Origin of the sequence: Pseudomonas sp. NFPP02, from assembly GCF_900119355.1 — a bacterium.
GTDB lineage: Bacteria > Pseudomonadota > Gammaproteobacteria > Pseudomonadales > Pseudomonadaceae > Aquipseudomonas > Aquipseudomonas paracarnis.
In genome coordinates this window covers 19,670-41,102 of sequence record NZ_FPJI01000002.1, presented here as the reverse complement: position 1 = coordinate 41,102, position 21,433 = coordinate 19,670, and the positions used below count along the sequence as shown (strand labels likewise).

The 21,433-nt window shown below is 61.4% G+C and carries 17 protein-coding genes; 2 read left to right on the top strand and 15 right to left on the bottom strand.

Annotation, left to right across the window (positions count from 1 at the left end; genetic code table 11):
• Positions 1-171: 171 nt before the first annotated feature.
• The 15 genes from pgaD to BT204_RS03535 form a co-directional block, all read right to left on the bottom strand.
• The gene (gene pgaD / locus BT204_RS03600) at positions 172-648 is read right to left on the bottom strand and encodes a poly-beta-1,6-N-acetyl-D-glucosamine biosynthesis protein PgaD (protein ID WP_034125431.1); all 477 of its coding nucleotides are present in this window, start codon (positions 646-648) and stop codon (positions 172-174) included.
• 2 nt (positions 649-650) lie between these two features.
• Positions 651-1,991 carry a poly-beta-1,6-N-acetyl-D-glucosamine synthase gene (pgaC, locus tag BT204_RS03595; RefSeq protein ID WP_054896841.1) on the bottom strand — a complete coding sequence of 447 codons (1,341 nt, stop codon included), beginning with the start codon at positions 1,989-1,991 and terminating at the stop codon, positions 651-653.
• Between the two features lie 2 nt (positions 1,992-1,993).
• Complete coding sequence (pgaB, locus tag BT204_RS03590) at positions 1,994-3,991, bottom strand: poly-beta-1,6-N-acetyl-D-glucosamine N-deacetylase PgaB (protein WP_072445728.1); 1,998 nt, start codon at positions 3,989-3,991, stop codon at positions 1,994-1,996.
• Positions 3,992-4,003: 12 nt separating this feature from the next.
• Positions 4,004-6,484: a poly-beta-1,6 N-acetyl-D-glucosamine export porin PgaA gene (gene pgaA, locus BT204_RS03585; protein ID WP_072445727.1), complete on the bottom strand. Its 2,481-nt coding sequence runs from the start codon at positions 6,482-6,484 to the stop codon at positions 4,004-4,006.
• A gap of 336 nt (positions 6,485-6,820) precedes the next feature.
• A complete protein-coding gene (locus BT204_RS03580; RefSeq protein WP_034125427.1) occupies positions 6,821-8,317 on the bottom strand; it encodes a YdgA family protein in 1,497 nt (498 codons plus the stop codon).
• 147 nt (positions 8,318-8,464) lie between these two features.
• Entirely contained in the window at positions 8,465-9,097 is a 633-nt protein-coding gene (locus tag BT204_RS03575) for a hypothetical protein (protein ID WP_019819550.1), read from the bottom strand.
• Positions 9,098-9,178: 81 nt separating this feature from the next.
• Complete coding sequence (locus tag BT204_RS03570) at positions 9,179-10,621, bottom strand: efflux transporter outer membrane subunit (protein ID WP_072445726.1); 1,443 nt, start codon at positions 10,619-10,621, stop codon at positions 9,179-9,181.
• Positions 10,618-11,508 (bottom strand): efflux RND transporter periplasmic adaptor subunit, encoded by an 891-nt coding sequence (locus BT204_RS03565; RefSeq protein ID WP_032878498.1) that lies wholly within the window; start codon positions 11,506-11,508, stop codon positions 10,618-10,620. Before BT204_RS03565 ends, BT204_RS03570 begins: the two co-directional genes overlap by 4 nt.
• On the bottom strand, positions 11,505-11,714 hold the full coding sequence (locus BT204_RS03560) for a DUF1656 domain-containing protein (protein WP_003187469.1): 210 nt from the start codon (positions 11,712-11,714) through the stop codon (positions 11,505-11,507). The genes BT204_RS03565 and BT204_RS03560 overlap by 4 nt, the downstream gene beginning before the upstream one ends.
• Entirely contained in the window at positions 11,711-13,789 is a 2,079-nt protein-coding gene (locus BT204_RS03555; protein WP_054922453.1) for an FUSC family protein, read from the bottom strand. Before BT204_RS03555 ends, BT204_RS03560 begins: the two co-directional genes overlap by 4 nt.
• Positions 13,786-14,205 carry a MarR family winged helix-turn-helix transcriptional regulator gene (locus tag BT204_RS03550; RefSeq protein ID WP_034125424.1) on the bottom strand — a complete coding sequence of 140 codons (420 nt, stop codon included), beginning with the start codon at positions 14,203-14,205 and terminating at the stop codon, positions 13,786-13,788. Before BT204_RS03550 ends, BT204_RS03555 begins: the two co-directional genes overlap by 4 nt.
• A 285-nt stretch (positions 14,206-14,490) precedes the next feature.
• Positions 14,491-14,775 carry a hypothetical protein gene (locus BT204_RS27115; RefSeq protein ID WP_125919887.1) on the bottom strand — a complete coding sequence of 95 codons (285 nt, stop codon included), beginning with the start codon at positions 14,773-14,775 and terminating at the stop codon, positions 14,491-14,493.
• Between the two features lie 100 nt (positions 14,776-14,875).
• Positions 14,876-16,348: a Fic family protein gene (locus BT204_RS03545; protein ID WP_057977815.1), complete on the bottom strand. Its 1,473-nt coding sequence runs from the start codon at positions 16,346-16,348 to the stop codon at positions 14,876-14,878.
• 101 nt (positions 16,349-16,449) lie between these two features.
• Positions 16,450-16,695 (bottom strand): DUF2789 domain-containing protein, encoded by a 246-nt coding sequence (locus BT204_RS03540; protein WP_072445725.1) that lies wholly within the window; start codon positions 16,693-16,695, stop codon positions 16,450-16,452.
• Between the two features lie 32 nt (positions 16,696-16,727).
• Positions 16,728-18,308: a glycosyltransferase family 39 protein gene (locus BT204_RS03535; RefSeq protein ID WP_057977812.1), complete on the bottom strand. Its 1,581-nt coding sequence runs from the start codon at positions 18,306-18,308 to the stop codon at positions 16,728-16,730.
• 193 nt (positions 18,309-18,501) lie between these two features.
• Here BT204_RS03535 and BT204_RS03530 point away from each other — a divergent pair, with 193 nt between their 5' ends.
• Entirely contained in the window at positions 18,502-20,664 is a 2,163-nt protein-coding gene (locus tag BT204_RS03530) for a PA5441 family protein (RefSeq protein WP_072445724.1), read from the top strand.
• The gene (locus BT204_RS03525) at positions 20,661-21,365 is read left to right on the top strand and encodes a DUF3142 domain-containing protein (RefSeq protein WP_072445723.1); all 705 of its coding nucleotides are present in this window, start codon (positions 20,661-20,663) and stop codon (positions 21,363-21,365) included. The genes BT204_RS03530 and BT204_RS03525 overlap by 4 nt, the downstream gene beginning before the upstream one ends.
• Positions 21,366-21,433 lie beyond the last annotated feature (68 nt).

Here is a 21,433-nt window from a genome sequence, read left to right as displayed (position 1 = left end):
GGTTTTGTGAATTGGATCCCATTTATCGGAATTGCGACACGTGCGTTGAATCAGGTGGGGAGCACTCGCGCCATTTTGTAGGAGCGAGCTCGCTCGCGAAAAACTCACAGGCGCCGCGTTTATTCAGAAAGCACGCGTTATCGCTGGCGTTTTTCGCGAGCAAGCTCGCTCCTACATAATGCCCTTGTCTTTGTCGGGTACCAGGGTCAGGCCGGGGCGTTCGACGTCGCGGGAGACGTGGGACTTCACTTCTTCGACGCCGCCCTCTTCATCGTTGTGAATCACCAGCACGCCGGGGCGGCGCAGTTGTTCGAGGTCGCCGTCGCCCAAGTTGAAACTTTCACTCAGGTGCTGGTCGCTCAGCGCATTGGCCTCGGCGCGGCGCTGGGCGAATTTGCGCCCGCGATGCTGCTGATAACGTGCCCAGCTGATCAGGATCACCGCATTGAACAGCGCGATCCACAGGTAAACCTGCAAGGTGTTGAGCGCAGCAAAGATAGGCGCCTCGATGCGTGGGCCGCCGTGGGTTTCAAGCATGGCGCTGATGCCTCGCGCCAGCAGCCAGATCAACCCACCCCAGGCCAGCAGGGTCAGCAGCACATCGACGATCCACATCAGTGTGTTTTGGCGAGTTCTGACCAGTTTCATGATCACGCCTCCTCTTGTGCAGGTTTGATACCGCGGTCCGGGCTGACCCAGCGTGCGCGTTTCTGATGCTGGTTGAACAACACCTTGGGAAAGCTGACCAGGGTGGTGAGCAGGCTGACCAGCCAGAACACCATCGGGTACCACACGGTCCAGAACAGGGTTTTCCACAGGTCTTTTTCGTAGCGCCGGTCGATCAGGATGCTCACCGCAAACTGCAGCAGGCACACCATCGCCAGCACCAGGCCGGTGAACGCGGGCGGCACCAACGAGCTCACGGTGATCGCCGCCGGCAGCGTGACGAATTTACCCACGGCCCAGAAGATCACCGACAGCAGGAAGGTGAAGGCCCAACCGGTAGACAGGCAGTACTCGAACAGCAGCGGCCACAGGTAGCGGTGGCGCCATTGCCAGATGCCACGGATGTTCTTGAACAGCACTTCAGCGCCGCCCTGGGCCCAACGCAGGCGTTGTTTCCACAGGCCGCCGACGGTTTCGGGCATGAGGATCCAGCACAGCGCGCGCGGCTCGTAGAAGATCGCCCAGTGATCGAGTTGCAGCTTCCAACTGACATCGATGTCCTCGGTGATCATGTCGGTGCTCCAGTAGTCGATGCGGTCCAGGGCCTTCTTGCGAAACGCCACCACCACACCGGAGACCGTGAAGATCCGACCGAATACCCGCTGGGTACGCTTGATCAAACCGATGATCGAGGAGAACTCGCCCACCTGCACCCGGCCAATCAGGGTGGAGCGGGTACGAATGCGCGGGTTGCCGGTGACGGCCCCCAGGCGCGGGTTGTCGAGCATCGGCGCGACCATGTAGGCGGCCGCGTTTTTGTCGAGCAAGGCATCGCCGTCGATGCACACCAGGTATTCGCTGCGGGCGGCCACGGCGCCCATGCGCAGGGCCACGGCTTTGCCCTGGTTCTGCGCCAGGTGCAGCACGCGCAAGCGCGGGTGTTGCAACGCCAGGGCATCGAGAACTGCGGCGGTGTTGTCGCTGGAGCCGTCGTTGACCGCGATCACTTCGATGTTCGGGTACAACTGGCCGAGGGCCGCGCCAATGGTGTCAGCGACGTTATCGCCCTCGTTGTAGCAAGGGATGATGATCGAGATCAGCGGCTCGCCGGCCAGGGTCGGCGCCGGCGTGTCTTCTTTCCACGGCCAGTGGCGTTCCCAGTGCAGCCAGAAATACAGGCCACCGGCTATCCATAGTGCCGACATGAACAACGGGTAGAAGAACACGAAGTCCATCAGGAACTGCCCGGTCACCAGGAAGATCAGGCCCAGGGGCAAGCCCAGTACCAGTGCCAACACGAATAGAGCCAGGATTCTGTCAACCATGATCAAGGGTTCCATTGGTTGGAGAGGGCCGGACGAATAGTTTTCAAGTCCGGGGAGTTTTCCAGGAAGTTGTCCGGGTAGTAGCCGAAACTGGTGACGCCCTGGCGTTTGAGTACACCCATCCACTCTGCCAATCGCTCAGCGCTGATATCCGGTGCGGCCTGGGTGCGCCAGTCTTTGGCTTGCAATTCGAAGATGGTTTTTTCCATGGCGCCGGGGCGCGCCTTGACCGTGGCGATGAGTTTTTCCAGCCAGGCGTTGGAGGTCTTCACTTCCTGGCCTTCCATCAACGGCATCGCCATCGGCGCGGTCCAGTCGTAGGCCTGGAGGAAGTCATCAAGGTTCTGCGCGAACCAGGTTTCGCTGCCAGGGTTGAGCATCGGCTCGGCGAAGATATTGCGCGCGGTGAGTACCTGCGGCCCACGGATAGCGCGGACCTTGGCGGTGAGCTCATGGGTGAAGTCGATCAGGTAGCGGCTTTTGAAACGGGTCCAGCGCTGCATCACGGCCGGGTCGGCACGCAGGGCGGCGATGGTGTCCGGCAGGCCTTGGGCGGCGTAGGCCTTGAGCGCTGCGGGGCTGGCGTCTTCGAAGTCGTTGAACACCGCATCATCGTGATAAAGGATGCCGTCAATCGGCCCTACACGCGCCAGGTCTTGGTAGATCTCACCGATGACCTGCCGCACCTTGGGATCAAACGGCGACAGGCGTTTGTATTGATCCGGGTCGGGGCCGACCTGGCCGGTTTTCGGGTCCCAGCGGGTGACACGCGGCAGCTTGGGGTCCAGGGCAAAACTCAGCACCGGCATCCAAGCGTACACACTGGCATGGGCACGGGTATGCAATTGCCAGGCAACCCGGTTGAACAGGTCGGCACGCATCGGCAGGTGCCGGTTGGGGAAGTACAGCGAATGCACCAGGCCGTCGCCCTTGGGGTCGGCAAAGGCTTGCAGGAAGACGGTGCCAGCGCCCATGTCCACCACGCGCTGAACCAGCACGTCGAGGTTGCGCGCCTGTTGGGCCGGGTCGGGGTCGTACACGTTGTCCAGGTCTACGTGCAGCACGCGCATCGGCGCTTTGGTCTGCACGGCGACCATGCTGTTGGCGAAATGCTCGCCGTCCGGGTCTGAGGCCACCAGAAAGCGTGGGCTGTTCATCAGGTTGCCGAGGTCGTCGAGCCCGTCTTCCAGGGTCAGCGCCATCTCGTAGCCGTGCTCGCCGACCACCGCCAACGAGGTGCCATCGGCGGCCCCGTATGGCCACACCCATACACGTGGCGCCTTGCCGGTGACGGTTCGGATTTTGTTCGAAATCGCGGCGACGTCAGCCCGCATACGCGCCTGGAACTGCGCTTCGCTTTCGTAGCCGTTGGTTTTGGGGTCAAAGCTTCGCGTGGTGGCGGCCGGTTCCAGGTTGCCCTGGGGGTTGGCCAGGATGCCTTTGTGATTGGCATCGGTGTGGGCGGCGATTTCCACCAGGCCAGACTGCGACACCTCGCGAATCTGCTGCCACGTCAGGAACTCTCCCCGTGGTCGTGGCGTACCGGCAAAATCCACCGGTTGGTTCAACGGCGTGTCGATCCAGGACCCCACCGGCGCCAACAATGCAGGCCAGTGGTAGGCACGCAGAATCGGCATCACGCGGGTGTAGAAGCTGGAATAACCGTCATCGAAGCTGAGCATCACCGCCTTGGGCGGCAATGCCGGGCCGCCACGCCTGGCCGCCAGAATCTGGTCGACGCTGACCGCCTGGTAGCCATTCTCCCGCAGCCACGCCAGTTGCTCGATCAAACGCTCGGTGCGCACCGCCACCACGGCTTGATCGGGGTCGCGATCTTCTACGTCGTGATAGGCAATGCCCAAAAAGTGGTTCTTCGGCCACGGCGCTTCGTTGGGCGCTATCGGCCGTTCGGCGGGTGGGGTGTAGGGCGCGGGTTGTTGGGCGCAGGCGGCGGCCAGCATTACACCCAGGACCAACAAGCAACGGCTGAGGACGGTCATGGTCAGGCTCTTTTAGAAACGGTAAGTGAGGTCGACGAGCAGGCGCAGATCGCGTTCGCGATCACCGTCATAAGGTCGGCTGATCAGGCTGAGGTTGGCGCCCATTTCCAGTACGTCATTCCAGCGATAGCGTTGGCCGTAGCCAATCAGGCCAATACCGCCGGTGGAGTAGTCACGCTGGCTGTAGGTACCCGCGCCGATTTGGAACTGCTGACTCCACTGGGTTTCGTAGCGGTGATAGAGCACGTGATTGACGTTGATCATGGGCAACACCGTGAAGTCCGACTTCGGGTTGAAGTACACGGAGTCTTCCTTGCTGTTGCGGCTGGCGCCCACTTCCAGGCCCAGGTCCACTTGCACATGGGGCGAGCTGTAGAGGCCCTCGCGGCCGGTGAGCAAGGCTTCGAAGCGGTCGTTGCCGTCGCTGAAATGGGACGGGCTGAGGGTCAGTTTCCACTCGCGGCTTTCGTTGGCGCGCCAGCGGATAAAACCGCTGCCGCCGTTGGCTGTGACACCGTCATTCAGGGCCCGCAACGGCGTGGTGCTGAGCAAATAACCAAGGCTGCCGCCGTATTGCCAGTGGTCGTTGATGTCGCGGGCAATCGACACGCTGGCGCCTTGCTTGGAACCGTCGCCATAGGAGTGGTTGGACACTTCGGCTTCGATGGTCATGTCACGGGTGCGACGCTCCACGCCCACGCGCTGCCAGCGATGTTGGCCAGTGCCCTCCTGGAAGTCGGCGGTGGCATAGCCGGCACCGGCGAACAGGCGCCAATCTTCGTCGATGGGAGGCGTGTAGATCACGCTTTCAATGCCCCAGTCTCGGCTGCCGGAGACGGCACCAGCGTCGTTGTTATTGCCACCACCGTAGCTCTTGCCGGTGTAGGCCTCGACACGCAACTCGGCCATGTCGTGCACATCGCGCAGGCGGCTCAGGCGCTGCACCTGACGGTTGTCCGGGTTACGGGCGAGCACGTCGTCGGTGAGCGCGTCCATCTGCCGCCATTCTTGCAAGTCCATGGCGGTATAGGCCTGGGAGACTTCCAGGCCGATATCGCGGGGAGCCTGGGTTTCGGTTTCCTTGAGCGTGCCTTCGGCGCGACGCGGCCAGTCGCGGGCGCGGTACATGTCGGCCTGGGCCAGACGCAGGCCCACATTGCCCGGTGCCTTGGCCACCAGGGCTTCCAGGCTGGCTTCGCTGCCGGGCAGGTCACCGCCATAGGTACCGGCCTGGGCGGATAATTGTTGGGCGTCCATCCAGTTGTCATTGGGGTTACCAATGGGCAAGCCCTTGAGCTCAACGCGGGGGTTTTGCTCCTTGGCCAGGTTGTTAGCGACCTGGCGAGCCTCTTCGACCTTGTCGCTTTCCAACAAGGCGTAGAACAGCGCCGTGCTGTCATCGACCCGATAGCTGGCATCGGTGTCGGGGGCGGTGAGTACCTGGCGGTACAACGGCTCGGCCTTTTCCGGCTGGCGCTGTTCCAGGTAAGAGCCGGCAACCCAACGCAACGCGTAGGTAGGTAGTTGCACGCCTTCGCCAGTGAGGGTCTGGTAATCGCGGATCACCTCGGCATGCCGTGCTCGCGCTTTGAGCGCGCCCAGGCGGTCAATGCGCCAGCGGATGACGTCGTCCTTGGCTGTGGCGTCCGGCGCCCAGCGACTGATCAGTTTGTCGTAGTCCTGCAGGGCACGGTCTGCGATGACGTAGCGTTCCTTCTCGCTGCGTGTGGCGAACTCAGCCATGCGCACACGCTCGGCGGCAAGGTCACCTTCGAGGCGGCGCTGGGTGACTGCGTCCACCAGCCCCGGGCGCTTGGCCGAGAGGCGCAGTGCCGGCTCCGGCAGCCGCGCCTTTTGCAGGGCAACGATGTATTCACGCGCCACTTCGGGTTTATCGCCCGCCCGGATAAAGGCTTGGTCGAATTCGAACAGCGCGTCGTAGTTCAGGCCGGCACGTGTCAGCGCATATCCCAGGGCCATGCGGCGATTGGGGTCATTGGGTTGCGCCGCCACCAGCGTGCGCAGGCGTTGTACCGCTTCGTTGGCTTTGCCGCCATCGGCCTGGGTGAGGGCCTGGCCCAGTTGCAGGTCGACGTTATTGGGTTCACGCAGCAGCGCCTGGCGATAGACCGCTTCGGCCTGAGCCCACTGCTTTTGATTGCGATAAGTGCGCGCCACCGTGGCGAGTGCCTGGGTGGTGAGGTTGCGATGCTTGCCTTGCGCCTCGTAAACCTTGAGCACTTCAGCATCTTGCCCGGCCCAGCCGGCGATCACCAGGTGGTCGCTGACCTGGCCTGGGGTCTGGCGTTCGGCGGAGAGTTGGCGAAGTTGGGTCAGCGCCGGCGTGAAGTGACCGTTGCGGGCCTGGATGATCAGAGCGTCGTAGGCAGGGTCGGCAAATGCAAGGCCTGGGACCAGCAATTGGCTGCACAGTGCGGCTCCGATAAGCAGACGCAACCGGCCTGAGGCACTGTAGGGGTGGTTTCGCAGCATGTCGTGAGCTTCCTTACACACGGAAAGCTCTAACGATAGATGGTCCTGAGCGAAACGCTTCAGGGTGTCGGCGTCTCGGGACCCGACCTAGCTTTCCTGTAGGAACTATCCCTTAGGGAAGTAGGGGGAAGCACAATTCAGAACAATTGTTCAGAATTGTACGACCGCGATTTTTTGCCCTCACACAAAACAAAAGTGGGAGCCGGGTTTGTGTGGGAGCCGGGCTTGCCCGCGATGCAGGCACCTCGGTCGTCCAGCCAGACCGGGGCGATGCTATCGCAGGCAAGCCAGCTCCCACACAAGCCAGCTCCCACATTTTTTTATCGCATTTCAGGTTTATTGGGCGCCGCTGACCGCACCGGCTTTGGACATCACAAAGCTGAGGAACTGCTCAACGGTCATCTTCTGGCCGTTGAAGGTCACCTCGTTGTTGGCGTAGTGCAGCTTGGAAACCACGTCGGTGCCCACCAGGGTCGCCAGTTGAGTACCGACCGCCATGCTGCTGACCATCTCAGCCGCCATCTGCGATTGCTGTTCGATGGCTTGCGGGTCGGTCACGCCGCCCACCTGGGCTTGCAGGGCCGCCACGTCGCTGATCATCGGCTTGGACAGGGTCAGGTTGGCATCCAGCAGCGAGACCATTTGCTTGCCCAGTTCAACCGGCGGCAGCTCCATGGACGTTGGCTTGGCCAGGTCCACCACCAGGTTGAACTTGCTTTCGCCACGGGTGGTTTTGAGCGACAGGTTTTCCACGGCCAGTTGCGGCTTGGCGGCCAGCACCTGGTTGACGTTGGCTTCCGCAAGGGCTTGCTCGGCTTCGGTCATTTGCAGCTCCGGCACCGGTTGACCGGCAGCAGCGGCAGCTTGCACCGGTTGCATCTTGTCCTGGTAGAGCTTGGTCAGCACCAGCATCGCCGGAATGTCGACGTTCTTCATGCTCACGGCCATGGCGGCCGAACCGACTGCTTTGCCCTGGTAGCCGATCTCGTCGATCTTGTAGTCGACGCGGCCAGCCAGGTTGTTGTCCTTGGTTTCGCTGGAGTCTTTCTGCTCGAAACCCTTGAGGGTCAGCACGGCTTTCTGCGGGCCGAAGGTGACCTTGGTGTCGGTCAGCTCCACGGTGTTCTGGCCGGTGTAGAAACCGAAGGTGGTTTTTTCCAGGTTGCTGGCGACGGTCAGGCCGGCCAGCTCCGCTTCGAACGGTGCGCCTTCGGCGTCCACTGCGGCAACCTTGAGGCTGTTCATGAAGCCTTCGGCCTTGACCTTCTGGCCTTCAGCGCTGCTGTCGAAGTTGAGGTTGGCGCCGGAGAAGCTCACCGAGGAAGTGGCGTCCTTGAACTCCAGGGGCAGCAATTCGATGTTGCCGCTGACCGAACGGCTATAGCCGATATTCGCCACGCCTTTGAGCGGCGACACGTCTTTGCTGGCGGCGAACCATTTTTCGGTGGTGGGGTTCTTTTCCAGTTCGTAGTGACTGGTGGCCATGACCGGCAGCCACTTGAGGGTCACCAGGCGCGAGAACGGCAGCGGGCCGTGTTCGATGTGGTCGACGAACAGCAATTCGGGGTTCGGGTTGTCTTCGCCGAACACGCTGCCTTGGCCCTTGAGGCGATAATGCGCGGTGCTGCTGAACACGCCACGGTCCAGGGACACCAGCTCCAGGGTCACGCTGCCATCGACGCCGGCCATGGAGGTCTGCAGTTCTTTATTGGCGCTCTGGATAGCGGTTTGCAGGACCGGCTCCAGTTGTTTACCGGTGTACCAGGCACCGCCCGCACTGACGGCGCCGACGGCGACAACAAAACCCAAGAAAACAACGGCTGGCTTATTCATGAAGTGACCTGATCAAATCCTGTGAGAAGTGGGCTGTCTTCCTTGAACCCCTGAGGGGATTGGCTCAAGCCCGCCGAAAACGGAGGAAGATTAGCACTGGCGGGCGTAAACGGCCCAACCTTTCAGAGGGATCAGTTCAGCAGGAGTTCAGGAGTACTCCTGTTCGACTTCATCCAGTTGGTGATCAAAACTCTTCAAGCGTGCGGTCCAGGTGTACACCAGCACCTCGAACTCGCGATGTATCACGGCATTGCCGGGGGTGTCGGCCTTGGGGTCGCAAAAGTCCAGCTGGTAGCGCTCGCGGGCCATTTGCGTGGCCACGTCGGACAATTCCCGCGCGTTATCCAGCCAGTGCCTACCGTCGGCAACCTGTCGGTCCAGCAGCACGCATTGTTTTTTCAGGACTTCGAGGCTTTTTTCCAGCGGCGTGCCGGTGAGGTCGCCCATGACTTCCTGGAACGTGCGCCCCGGCTGCCAGTAACTGCCCCAGAAATAGCGATCGAACACGGTTTCGACACGGCGCAGGGCGACCTTGGTGTCCCAGATCGCCACGCGGGTCTTGCCCTGTTCGAGGAGTTTTTTCTTCACGCGCTGGTTTTGATACGACGCCCAGGCCACTACGCCGATGGACAAGGTGCCGATCACCAGGCAGGCGCTGTCGAGGAACACCATGGCCTTGTCGAGTTGATGGGCGAGCATGACGCCGTAAAAATACGCGGCCGATAACAAAACCAGTGCGAAGAGCACGCACCAGAAAGCGGGAGCATAAGGGTTTTTCATTCTTGGAATCCCCATGAGCAAACGCGAGCTTTGTCGGGTGAGGCGCCAGCGGGCCTCACCCAAGAAAGCATAGCAATCACCTCACGGTTTGCCGGGTTTTTCCCCTTGCGTTCGTCCGCTTTCCCAACCGCCGCCCAGGGCCAGGAACAGGTCGATCTGGCTCATGGCAACCTGGGTGTTGGCCGCCGCCAGTTGCGCACGCATATCGGTGTAGGTGCGCGTGGCTTGCAGGTCGGCCAGGAAGGATTCGCGGCCGGCCTGGAAGAAGCGATGGGTCTGGCCGGCGGCTTCTCGCGCCGACTGTTCGGCGTCGGTCAGGGCGTCGCGGCGTTGCAACACGGCGGTGTATTGGGCCAGGCCGGTCTGGGTTTCGCGGATGGCGTTGAGCACCACGCCGTCGAAGTGGGCCAGGGCGCCCTGGGTCGCGGCTTCAGCTTCATGCACGCGGGCGCGAGCGCCGTTGGTCGGTACAGTCCAGCTGATCATCGGGCCAAAGCCCCAGCGGTTGGTGGCAGGCGTGCCGAGGTTTTCCAGCAGGCCGACGGTGCCGACCGTGGCGCCGATGCTGATATCCGGGTACAACGCGCCGGTCGCCACGCCAATACGCGCCGTGGCGGCGGCCAGCTGGCGTTCGGCCTGGCGCACATCAGGGCGACGCTTGAGCAGCGTGGCGCCATCGCCTACCGGCAGCAGTTGAGCAATATGTGGCAGCTCGGCACAGGTGCCCGTGCCGGCTGGCAGTTGGTCGACAGGTTTGGCCAGCAACATCGACAGCCGGAACAGCGCCGCCTGACGCGAGGCTTCATAACGCGGTATGTCGGCACGCAGGGATTTGTATTGGGTTTGCGAACGTGTCACCTGGGTCTCATCGCCACGCCCGGCATCTCGCAAGCGCTGGGTCAGTTTGGTGCTCTGGGCTTGCAGGTCGAGGGACTCGTTGGCAATCGCCAGTTCTTCGTTGGCCGCGCACACCTGGGTATAGGAGCGCACCACATCGGCCACCAGGGTGATGCGGGCGATATCCGCCGCGGCCTGGGTGGCATCGGCGCTGGCCTGGGCGCTTTCGATGCCGCGCTGCAAGGTGCCGAAGAGGTCGAATTGATAGGACGTGGTAATCCCGACGCTACCGATATTGCCTACCGGGACTTTGTCCGGCAGCAAGAAGGCCTCGCCAGATTCCTGCAAACGCTGGGCCTCGGCCTTGACGCCGGCACTCCAGCCGCCAGCGGATTCGGCCTGCTGCACCTGATAACGCGAGCGCTGCAAGTTGGCGGCGGCCACGCGCAGGTCGGTGTTGGAGGCCATGGCCTGGCGCACCAGTTCGTCCAGGCGCGGGTCTTTGTACAGCTTCCACCAATCGGCCGGCACCGGTGCCGAGACGACGTTGCTGTCCTCGCCCATGATCGGCCCTTGCAGGTCGCCACGGTTGACGGCGGCCTGTTCCGGCAGTTTGTAATCGGGCCCCACCACTTGGCAGGCCGACAGCAACAACCCCAGGGAAGCGGTTGCCAGAAGCCGCTTCATGGTTTGTCCCCGTCTTTAACTTTGTCGTCAATGATCGACACCGTCGCCGTGCGCCCGGCGATCATGCGAAAGTCCGCCGGCACGTCATCGAAGGCAATGCGCACCGGGATCCGCTGGGCCAGGCGCACCCAGCTGAAAGCAGGGTTGACGTTGGGCAACAGGTTGGAGCCGCTGCTGCGGTCGCGGTCTTCGATACCGGCGACGATGCTCTGCACGTGGCCATGCAGGCGCGCGTTGTCGCCGATCACACGGATATCCACGCCCATACCGACGTGGATACCGTCGAGTTTGGTCTCTTCGAAATAGCCGTCGATGTGGAAGGAGTTGCTGTCTACCACCGACAGCACCGGGCGCCCGGCGGTGACGAACTCCTGGGTACGCGGTGCGCGGTCGTTGACGTAGCCGTCCACAGGGCTGCGGATCACCGAGCGGTCGAGGTTGAGTTGGGCGGAGTCCACCGTCACTTGCGCTTCGGCCAGTGCCGATTGGGCGCGGGCGACGCGGGACTGGCTCTCTTCCAGTTGCTCGCTGGGCACCAGGTTGCCCAGGCCACGGTTACGCTTGTACTCGCGCTGGGCCTGGGCCAGGGTTTCCTGGCGGTCGGCCACGGCGGCCTGGGCTTGGCGCAGGGCCAGCTTGAAGCGGTCCTGGTCGACGGCGAAGAGCACCTGGCCCTTGGTCACCAACTGGTTGTCGCGCACGTCAACGCGCTGGATCAGCCCGGAAACGTCCGGGGCGATCTGCACGATGTCGGCACGGATGTGGCCGTCACGGGTCCAGGGCGCAAACATGTAGTACATGACCATGCGCCACACAACGACGACCGCGAAACTCACGATCAACAACGTCAGGACGACACGGCCGATAGTCAAAAAAGGTTTTTTCATGTCATCAAATATCGACTGAGTGAGTCCACCGCGCCCAGCAACAGCGCGTAGAGCCCCACATTGAACAATGCCCGGTGCCAGACCAGGCGATAGAAGTGCATGCGCGTCAACAGCCCGTGCACCACCAGAAACAACACATAAGTAATGCCCATCAGTACCAGCAGCGTGGGCAGGAACACCCCGCTGATATCCAGGTCACCGATCATAAAGGCGCTCCATCAGGTAACGGCGCTTGCATCTCTGTACCGCCAATGAACTCCACACCGGGCAACAGCGCCAGACGCAGGCCGGCCAAGGCGTGCAGCAGATGCAGGCGCGTGTCGTCTTCGTCTTGCAGGCCCTGGCCATTGAGGGCGCGACGCGTGCGGTCCAGGGTCATCAGCAGACCGCTGGGCGCGGGCAAGCGTTCACCCGCCTTGAGGCAGGCCTTGAAGTAACCGCCCACGCCTTCCACCACCTGGTTGAGCAACACCCGTGGCACACCGAGGATGCGTGGCGAGTAGGCCAGCAGGTCGAGCAGGTTCAGCGCCACGCGCAGGTCGCGCAGAGCGATGCCAGTGTCCTGGCCGGTGAGGGCCAGGCGCGGCAGGTGTTGCATCAGGCGGTCGAGCATTTGTACGGCCATGTGCCGGTGCTCGGCCAGGGTGGCGGGCTCGGTGAGGCTGACGATGTCGCGCCAGCTGAAACGGGTGAGGCGCTTGGCCGCCAATTCAGCGCCGAAGGGTCGGGCGATCAACGTCCACACGAACGCGAACAGCAGGCCAACGGGCCCGGCCAGGTTGACGTTGGCGAAGTTGAGAAAGTCCGCGTCATAGGCGCCCTGGATGCTGATGAACGACGAGGTGTTCACCAGCGTCAGCAACATGCCCAGGTAGAAGCGTGGCTGAACCGTAAGGGTGCCGATGCAGATAAACGGCACGGCGAAGGCCAGCACCAGCATGGGGAAGTCATGCAGGTTGGGCAGCACCAGAAACAGATACAAGCTGGCGAACAGCACCGACATGGCGGTCCAGAAAAAGAACCGGTAGATCTGCGGTGCCGGATCGTCCATCGAGGCGAAAAAGCTGCAGGCGACGGCGGCAAGGATCACGGCGCTGCCGCCGTCGGTCCAGCCCAGCAGAATCCACAGCACCGAGGCGACGATGATCGCGGTCACGGTGGAGAACGCCGAGTAGAACATCAGCCCACGGTCGAGGAACGGCGTGAGCCGTCCCAGGCGCCAGTGGCGGTAGACGGCGCGCCAGGTGTCCTGGCTTTCACACTGGATGGCGGCTTGCAGGCTACGACAGTCTTGCCACAGGTCGACCCATTCGCCCAGGCGGTACAGGGCGTTGGAGAACAGCAACGTGTGGCGGTCATCCAGCGCTTCGCCCTGGGGTTGGGCGGCGTCGATCTGGTCACGCAGCACGCGCCAGCGTTCCAGGGGTGCTTGTTCGGTGGTGCTTTGCAGCCAGGCGTTGGCCTCTTCCAGCAACGGTTTGAGCCGGTCGAGAAACTCCGGTGCGCGATGCTCGATGGCGTACACCGCATCATCCAGTGCATCGATTACCGGCAGCAGATGGATCATGCGCCCGCGCAGTTCCTTGGTGTTGCGCACCGTTTGTGGCCGCGCGCCTTCGTGAGGCAACTGGCCGATCATCAACTCAAGGGTGTTGAAGGTGGCGACCATGCCGCCGCGCAGGTTACTGACTTCTTCTGGGTCTACCTGACGGGTGAGGAAGCGCTGGCTATAGACCTGGGCGTCGCTGAACCACTTGGCCACCGAGCCATCGAACACCGGCATCAGGCGCCGAGGCCAGAACATCGCGCCCACCACCGCTGCGACCGCGATGCCGAGGAAGATTTCTTCGGTACGCGCCTCCGCCACATCCCAGACCGCCAAGGGGTTATCCACCACCGGCAAGGCAATCAGCGGCAAGGTGTAGCCGGCCAGCATCAGGGCGTAGTTATTGGCGGTGCGCAGGTGCATGGACAGAAACAGCAAGGTGCCGGTCCACAACGCAATCACCACCACCAGAATGTAGGGTGACTGCACGAACATCGGCACAAACAGCACCGCCGCCGCCGCGCCCATCAAGGTGCCGATGGCGCGGTACAGGGCTTTGGAACTGGTAGGGCCGACAAACGGGCTGGATACGATATACACCGTGGCCATCGCCCAGTACGGACGCGGCATCTGCATGAGCATGGCGATATACAGCGCGATCATCGACGCGGCGAAAGTACGCACCCCGTAGAACCAATCGCGGGCAGGCGGGAAGCCGGTAAAAAATCCGTTCAAGGCGACACAGCCTCGGCCGCTTCGAAGGCGCGCAATACACGCAGTGCCGCTTGCAGATCGTCGGGGGCGATATCCGCCAACACGTCCTTGCGAAGGCGCACCAGTTGCGCCTCCACCGCCTGCACCAGCTCACGGCCACGCTCGGTAAGGCTCAGGGCCTTGGCGCGGCGGTCGTGGATGTCTTCGGTGCGGCAGACGTAACCGTCACCGCACAGCCGGTCGAGCAGGCGCACCAGTGATGGGCTTTCCATACCGGAAGCCTGGGCTACTTTGACCTGGTGTACCCCGTCGCCCAAGCGACCGATCATCAACAACGGCACGGCGCAGGCTTCGGAGATGCCATAGCTCACCAGCGTGGTCTGGCAGATTTTGCGCCAATTACGGGCGCCCACCACCATGCTGCTGCTGAGGCTCATCTGGAGTTGTTCGAGGGATTGAGGCACTGGATAGTTCGCATACAGTTAGTTTGCTAACTATCAATATGGTCGATGCATGGAGCATCGTCAAGTTTTGAAACAATTTCGCAGATGAGTGGTGGGATGTGGCTTGAGTAAAGCGGGTTTTAGGGTAGGCATCAGCAAATCGCTGATATTCGCCATACGACAAACAAAATGTGGGAGCTGGCTTGCCTGCGAAAGCGGTGGTTCAGTTGAATATTCAGTGACTGACACGCCGCCTTCGCGGGCAAGCCCGCTCCCACATTAGGTCAGCGTCAGCATTTTTTGCTCCATCGCCACACGCTCCAGACTTTTAAAATCTCCGACGCAGCGATCAATCCAGCCATTGCCAGTACGTTGTAATGCGGGAAAACTCGAGCGCCAATCAACAGGAGCGAAACGGACGGAATAATGTGCACAAGTCGTAAGGGGGTTTGAAAAAAGACAAGCCACCTGACTGATTTTTTCTGAAGAAAAAACATGGCACAGGATGCGAAAATTGAGGCCTGTAAAACCAACCAACGCCCCCATAAACATGACAATTTGCACATCACTGTGCTCTCGCAAAACATCTGAGGCGCTTATCACATCACTCAGATACGGAATTCCTTTTTTTCAGACGCCTCATCTGGCGTGACTGGATGACCTCTTACTCGCCCATCAACCTCAAGCTCTCCTCCTCAATAAACCCAAACACCTCTTCCGCCACACTGTACTGAAACTGCTTACGCCGATGCTTGGAAAGCTTCCCACCGTTATCCAGGCACATCATCACCAGCTTCGACAGATCGCTGCCGCGCACGTCGTAGCGTTGGTTCACCGCTTTGATCACTTGGTCATAACGGTCGAGGAATTCGGTTTCTTCGCGCAGTTCCACTTCCAGTGCGCGGCGGGCCATTTGCAGGGTGAATTCGACGCAGCGGGTCGCATCCCAGTAGCGATAGATCGAGGGGTGGCCGATGAAGTCGAACGCCATGTGGTCGGCGTCCAGCCAGGTGACGTTCCAGAATTCCCGAGTCGGCTGGGAGAAGGTCTTGAGTGCCTCCAGATAGGCTTGTTCCTCGTGCTTCATGGCGACAGAGACCGGTAGCAGCAAGCCATTTTCCAGTGCGCCGTAGTGGCAGAGCGTCTGGTGAATCAGGAAGCGAGACAGGCGCCCATTCCCGTCCATGAACGGGTGCAGGAAGACGAAACCAAAAGCGGTGACCGCGGCCGCCACTAAAGGATCGACGTCTCGCACGGGCTGGTTGGCGAAGGCCATCAGCTCTTCCATCAATTCCTGGCAAAGCGCGGGAGCTGGCGGCACGTAGCTCACACCGGCTGCGCCGCGTAGCCCGTTGTGCAGATGGTTCTGTTCGTGGCGAAACGCGACGGCTTTGTCAAACGGATTGGAGATGGTGCTGTTTTGCAGCTCGACCAAGTAGTCCTCGGTGAGCAACCGGCCTTCGTGGGCCTGGCGCAGGAGTTGGACGAAGCGGCGGGATTTTTCTTCGCTGGGTTGTTCTTTTTCGATGGCAAATGAGTCGCGGGTTTCGTGCAGGTATGCCCACTGGATGGCGCGGTCCATCATTTCCGGAGGGAGGGTGGCCATGAAGGATTTGGCACGAGCCAATACATCAAGCGCCAACAACGCTTCCAGCTCAGGCGTTCGCTCTACGGTGGCGCAATAATGCAAAGAGCCCAAACCGTTGAAATCCACTCGCCAACGACTGTTGCGAATGCTCGGGCCGGTTACATAGCGCTGGGGATCGAACAAGGGAACAACGCGACCACGAACAGGAAGGGTGTGATCCAGCATTTTCCCGGTAAAGCCTTCCCACAGAAAACAGGCTTTTCGGATAAACGCACCGTTAGGCGAGTCGGCCAGCGCGTCCAAAAACGGTTCTGGGCCGAGCTGTTCAAACACCTGGGCAAGTATCGCCAGGTTTACGCCTTCATGCTTAAGCGCAAATAACACATGCTCAAACAGCGCATGTTGGGCGGGCGCCACCGAATGGGGAACTGCCAGGCAGTCGCCGATCAAGGTAATCCTGGTCACCGGCTTGATCATCGCAGTCCTCAAGGGTGCGATAACCTTTAGATCCAGCGCCTCACACAGATGAGCGTATCCGACTGTTGGCATGGCGATGCTTTCCAGAAAAAATTCACTTAGGCGATTAAAGCCCAGTTTTTTTTACCGCTCACCATTTTTTTTTACATACTCGCCCTTATTTGGATATTTTTTTACACCCCTCGTCCACCCCGCAACATCAGATTCAACTCATCCACCACCACCGCCCAATCCGCATCATCCAGAATCTCTTCACGCAAAAATGCCTTCTGGGCGTCGCTCCAAAAAAACGCATCCGCCAGTTGCAACTCCGGCTTGAGCGGCGAATGAGAGGCGACAAATTGCTCGATACTGACCGGGTCGTGCGGCAAGCCAAGCTGTTTGAACAAAGCCGGTAGGCTGTGCACTGGCGATTCCATGGAGGGTTCCTCATAAGTAGGTTGAAGTGAGTCTAGCGGCAGCCTTCAGGTTGCGGCGCCGGTGCGTTGCATAGCACGAACAACCGCGCCCTGGCGCCACCGCCGTCCTGGCGACTGAGTTCGTGCCAACTGGTGGGCAGCGGCGCGAATTCATCCGGGGCTTCGTTGCTGCTGATCAACCATACCCGTCGCGTTTGAGCAGGCAGTGCTGAGAGGCGGTCCAGATAGATGCGGCCACCGTCCTGGTCCACCAGTGTGCCGAAACCATAGGCGTTCGGGCGAGTGGCAGTCCCGTCGGGTTTGGGGGGGGTGTAGAGCTGAAGTTGCGCGTCGGTCTGGTCGTAATACACGTAGCTGAGGTACCACATCATGTCGCTGAGGACGATGCGGTCGCCTTCCTGGTAGTTGCGATTGACGAACTCCACCGGCACGTTGAACTGGTCGTGTTCATCCACCTCGAAGTTGTTTTTTAACCCCAGCAGTTCTACGCCAACAAACAGTGCGAACAACGCCACGCCCAGCCAGGACAAACGGGACGGCAAACGGTCGATGGCAAGCGCCAGGACTATCGGCAGGCCTAACGCATACACCGTGAGGTAGCGCTCGATAAACACGGGCGAGATAAAGGACACGCCATAGACCAGCAGCAGCGGTAGTAGGCAAAACAGTGCCGGTAGGCGCGCCGCGTTATTGCGCCAGGCCGTCGATACAACCACCACGGCCAGCAGCAGGGGTAACAGCCAGAACAGCGGCGGCCACAGGCCGAGACCGTCATCCTGCAACAGGAACTGCCAGACCATCGACGGTAGCGACAGCAGATTGACCGGCTCTTCCCAACCAATGTCGCCGCCGACTTTGAGCTGTTCGACGTGCTGCACCAGGTCCAGCAGGTTGGGCAGCCAGGGTAGATACAGCAACACTATCGCCACGTTGGCGACCCACCAGGCAGGTCGCGTGATCAAGCGCTGACCCGGCGCCTGCAACCCCAGGTACGCCCAATGCACCAGCACGCACAGCGCAGTGAAGTAGTGGGTATAGAAGCCGGCGCTCATCAGCAGCACATACACAGCCAAATAGCGCGCGCGTTCGGGCTGCCTCACCCAGTACACCAGCGCCAGCGTGGCGCCCAGTAGCCACACGCCGAGCAGCGAATACATACGCACTTCCTGGCTGTAGCGCACCGCAGTGGGCAGTAGAACCAGCAGGATCCCCGCCAGCACGGCTGCGCGTCGGGTGGACAGTTGCCGTGTCAGCCAGATGCCCAGGCCCACGACGGCCACGCCGGGGATCGCACTCAGGCTGCGAATTGAGCCGATGCTGTCGCCGAACACCTCGATCCAACCGCGCAGCAGCAAGAAGTACAGCGGCGGGTGCACATCATGGGCCGCGTGAAACCACAGGTCGGCCAGGGCGTATTCGCTGAGCAACAGGCTGGAGCCTTCGTCGCCCCAGATCGCCGCCGAGGTGAGGTGGTAAAACCGCAGGGCCATGGCCAGCGCCAGGATCGGTACCCACCATAAACGGCTGAGCCAGCCGGCGCCCTCCCAGCTCAAGCGATGAAAGGCAGGCAATGCCTCGACTTTTTCGTGTTGCTCTACCACAGACCGACGCATATCGACTCCGCTACTACTGCCCTCTTACAGGACAAACACTGCGCATGCGCAAACACCGCCACTCTAGGCCAAAAGCCCTGGCCTCGCTGCTGGAATCGGACAAATCAGCAATTTGTGTAGGCCTTCACCGAAGCACTCGCCGGATCAGGCTATTATTGCCCCTTCTCCAAGGACTCAGGATCAAGGAAACGTTATGCGCATCGGTTTGTTGTCACCTCTGGCCCTGGCCCTGCTGGCCGGTTTTTCCCTACCGGCCCAGGCCAGTTCTGACGACTCGTGCTACCCCGACTGGCGGGTATCGCGTGACAGCTACGAGCCTTGCAGCAACCAGCCCTTTCTCAGCCCGGGCAACGACAGCCGAGTGAACCTGCGCCTGTTGCTGGCCGACAAGAAAGCAGCGCCCCTGGCCCCCAATGCCTTGGGCGAAGACGATTTGGCGCAAGGGTTCGGCCCGGTGCCGTTTCCGGTGTACCGCCTGGTGCCGGCTCCGGCCACGAATGAGGAGCCTGACAACAAGGCTGACGATTCACGCACAGCCGAACTCGACACTTTGCTCCAGCCCCTGGGTATCAAGCGCGAGGAGTACAAGACCGCAGGCCAGGCCTTCCTGAATGGCGAAGGCAGCCGTTGCCGCAGCAATGACGATGACAGCGCCACGGCGTTTATCAGCCAGGTGATCAAGGCCCAGATGCCGCCCGCCGAGCGCGATGTGTTGGTCAAAGCACGCCTGCAATTACTGAGCACCTGTGACTGGAGCCGCCAGGTCGTGGACGCGCAGTTGACCCCCTCGGCCAACGCCCAGTTGTTTCGCACCTACTTGCAGGCCGCCGGCGATTTCTACAGCGGGCGCTTCGATTACGCCGAGCGCGGGTTCGCCGCCGCCGCCACCAGCGATGTGCCATGGCTGAAGGAAACGGCGCTGTACATGACTGCGCGTACGTCGCTGAATCAGGCCCAGGCCGAAGCCTTCGACGAATACGGCATGCCGCAACGCGAGCATGTGGATAAGTCGGCCCTGAGCGATGCCGAGCAAGGCTTTCTCGGTTACCTGAAAACTTACCCACAGGGCGATTACGTCGCCTCCGCCCGTGGGCTCTTGCGCCGTGTGCACTGGCTGGCGAACGACGATGCCAAGCTTGCCGAAGACTTCACCTGGCAATTCACCGAGGCCACCGACGCCCAGCGCAATGTGAGCGTGGACGAACTGGTGGAAGAGGCCGACCTCAAGTTACTGATGGTCGGCAACAAAGCCGCGAACAGCCCGATGCTGCAAGTGGTCAGCGACCTGATGGCGATGCGGGCCCACACCCCGCCGCTGTTGAGCCGCGAAGACCTGGATAAGCAAAAGAGCACCTTCGCCACTGAGCCCGCGCTGTTTGACTTCCTGCAAGCCAGCTATGCCCTGTACGTCGAGCACCAACCCGACACGGCCTTGAAGCACCTGCCTGCGGATGTGCCATCGAGCCTGGATTACTTCGCCTTCAGCCAACAGACCCTGCGCGCCCTCGCCCTGGAGGCCAAGCAGGACTGGAAAGGCGCCGAAGCCCTGTGGCTGCAACTGCTGCCGCTGGCCAAGCAACCGCTGCAACGTGACCAGCTGGAGCTGGCATTGGCCATGAACTACGAGCGCAGCGGCCAACTGGCCAAGGTGTTCGCCGCCGACTCACCGATCAGCGCCAAGCAAGTGCGCTACATCCTGCTGCGCAACGTCGCCGGCCCCGACCTGCTACGCCAGCAGATCGCCAACGCCAGCGACCCGATCGAGCGTCAGAGCGCGCAATTCGTGCTCCTCTACAAAGACCTGCTGCGCGGCCAGTACGCCAACTTCGCCGATGACCTCAAGCAGGCCTCGCTCTCTGACGACAAACTCGGCACCAGCCTGGGCTACACCTATACCAGCGGCCAGACCTTGAAGCTGTTCCAATGGAACGGCGACAAGGCCGAATCTGGGTACGCGTGCCCAAGCATCGCGCAAACCGCGGCGACCCTGCAGAACGAGGCCAAAAACCCGCACGCGTTGAACTGCTTCGGTGAATTCATCCTGCGCAACGGCCTGGACGGCATGCCGTTGGAACAACCCCGCGCCGCCGGCAGCCTGGGCAGCACCGCCTCGCAGTTCAAGGGGGAAACCTTCTCGCGTCTGGACGGCTACAAGCAGGTCATCGCCAACGCCAAGGCGCCGAAAACCGACAAGGCGTATGCGCTGTTTCGCGCCATCAACTGCTACGCGCCAGCCGGCTATAACAGTTGCGGCGGCGAAGACGTTGCGCCGGCAGTGCGCAAAGCCTGGTTCCGCCAACTCAAGAGCAGTTTTGCCGATACCCAGTGGGGCAAATCGCTGCAGTACTACTGGTGAAATCGCTGTGGCTAGGCTTGCTGTTGCTGGCAAGCCCGGCTTTTGGCGCCGTTGACGCAGGCGACTACGACGCCTTCTGGCTGTGGAGTGGCGTCACGCCCCAGCCGGTCATCAAGCAGGCAAAAACCCTGTACATCCTGCAAGGCCAGATCAACTCCACTCGTCGCGCGCCCCAGCGCGGCGTGCAATTGATCGCCCAGGGCATGAGCGTGCCGCGTATTACTCAAGGCCACGTCTGGGTGGTGTACCGCGCCCACACCTTGCGCTGGCCGGAACGGGTCTACACCCAGGTGCTGGGCCAGGTGCAACGCTGGCGTGACGCCGGCAACCCGGTGATCGGCATCCAGATCGACTTCGACGCCCGCACCCAATATCTGCACGAATACGCCGATTTTCTGCGCGACCTGCGCCAGCGCCTGCCTGCCGACCTGCGGTTGAGCATCACCGGCCTGATGGACTGGAGCAGCAACGCCGACCCGGCCGCTATCGCCCAACTCAAGGGCGTGGTGGATGAAGTGGTGGTGCAGACGTATCAAGGGCGTCACAGCATCCCTGACTATGCCGCGTATTTGCCGCGGATGAATCGGCTGGGCGTGCCGTTCAAGATTGGCTTGATTCAGGGCGGGGAGTGGCAAGAGCCGGGGTATCTGGGGGCCGATGAGTGGTTTCGGGGGTATGTGGTGTTTTTGCAAAACCTTTGATTCTTCCAACCCTGCAAAAAGCCGGCCTCGAGCCGGTTTTTTGCAGGTGGCCTTAGAGGCTTGGATGA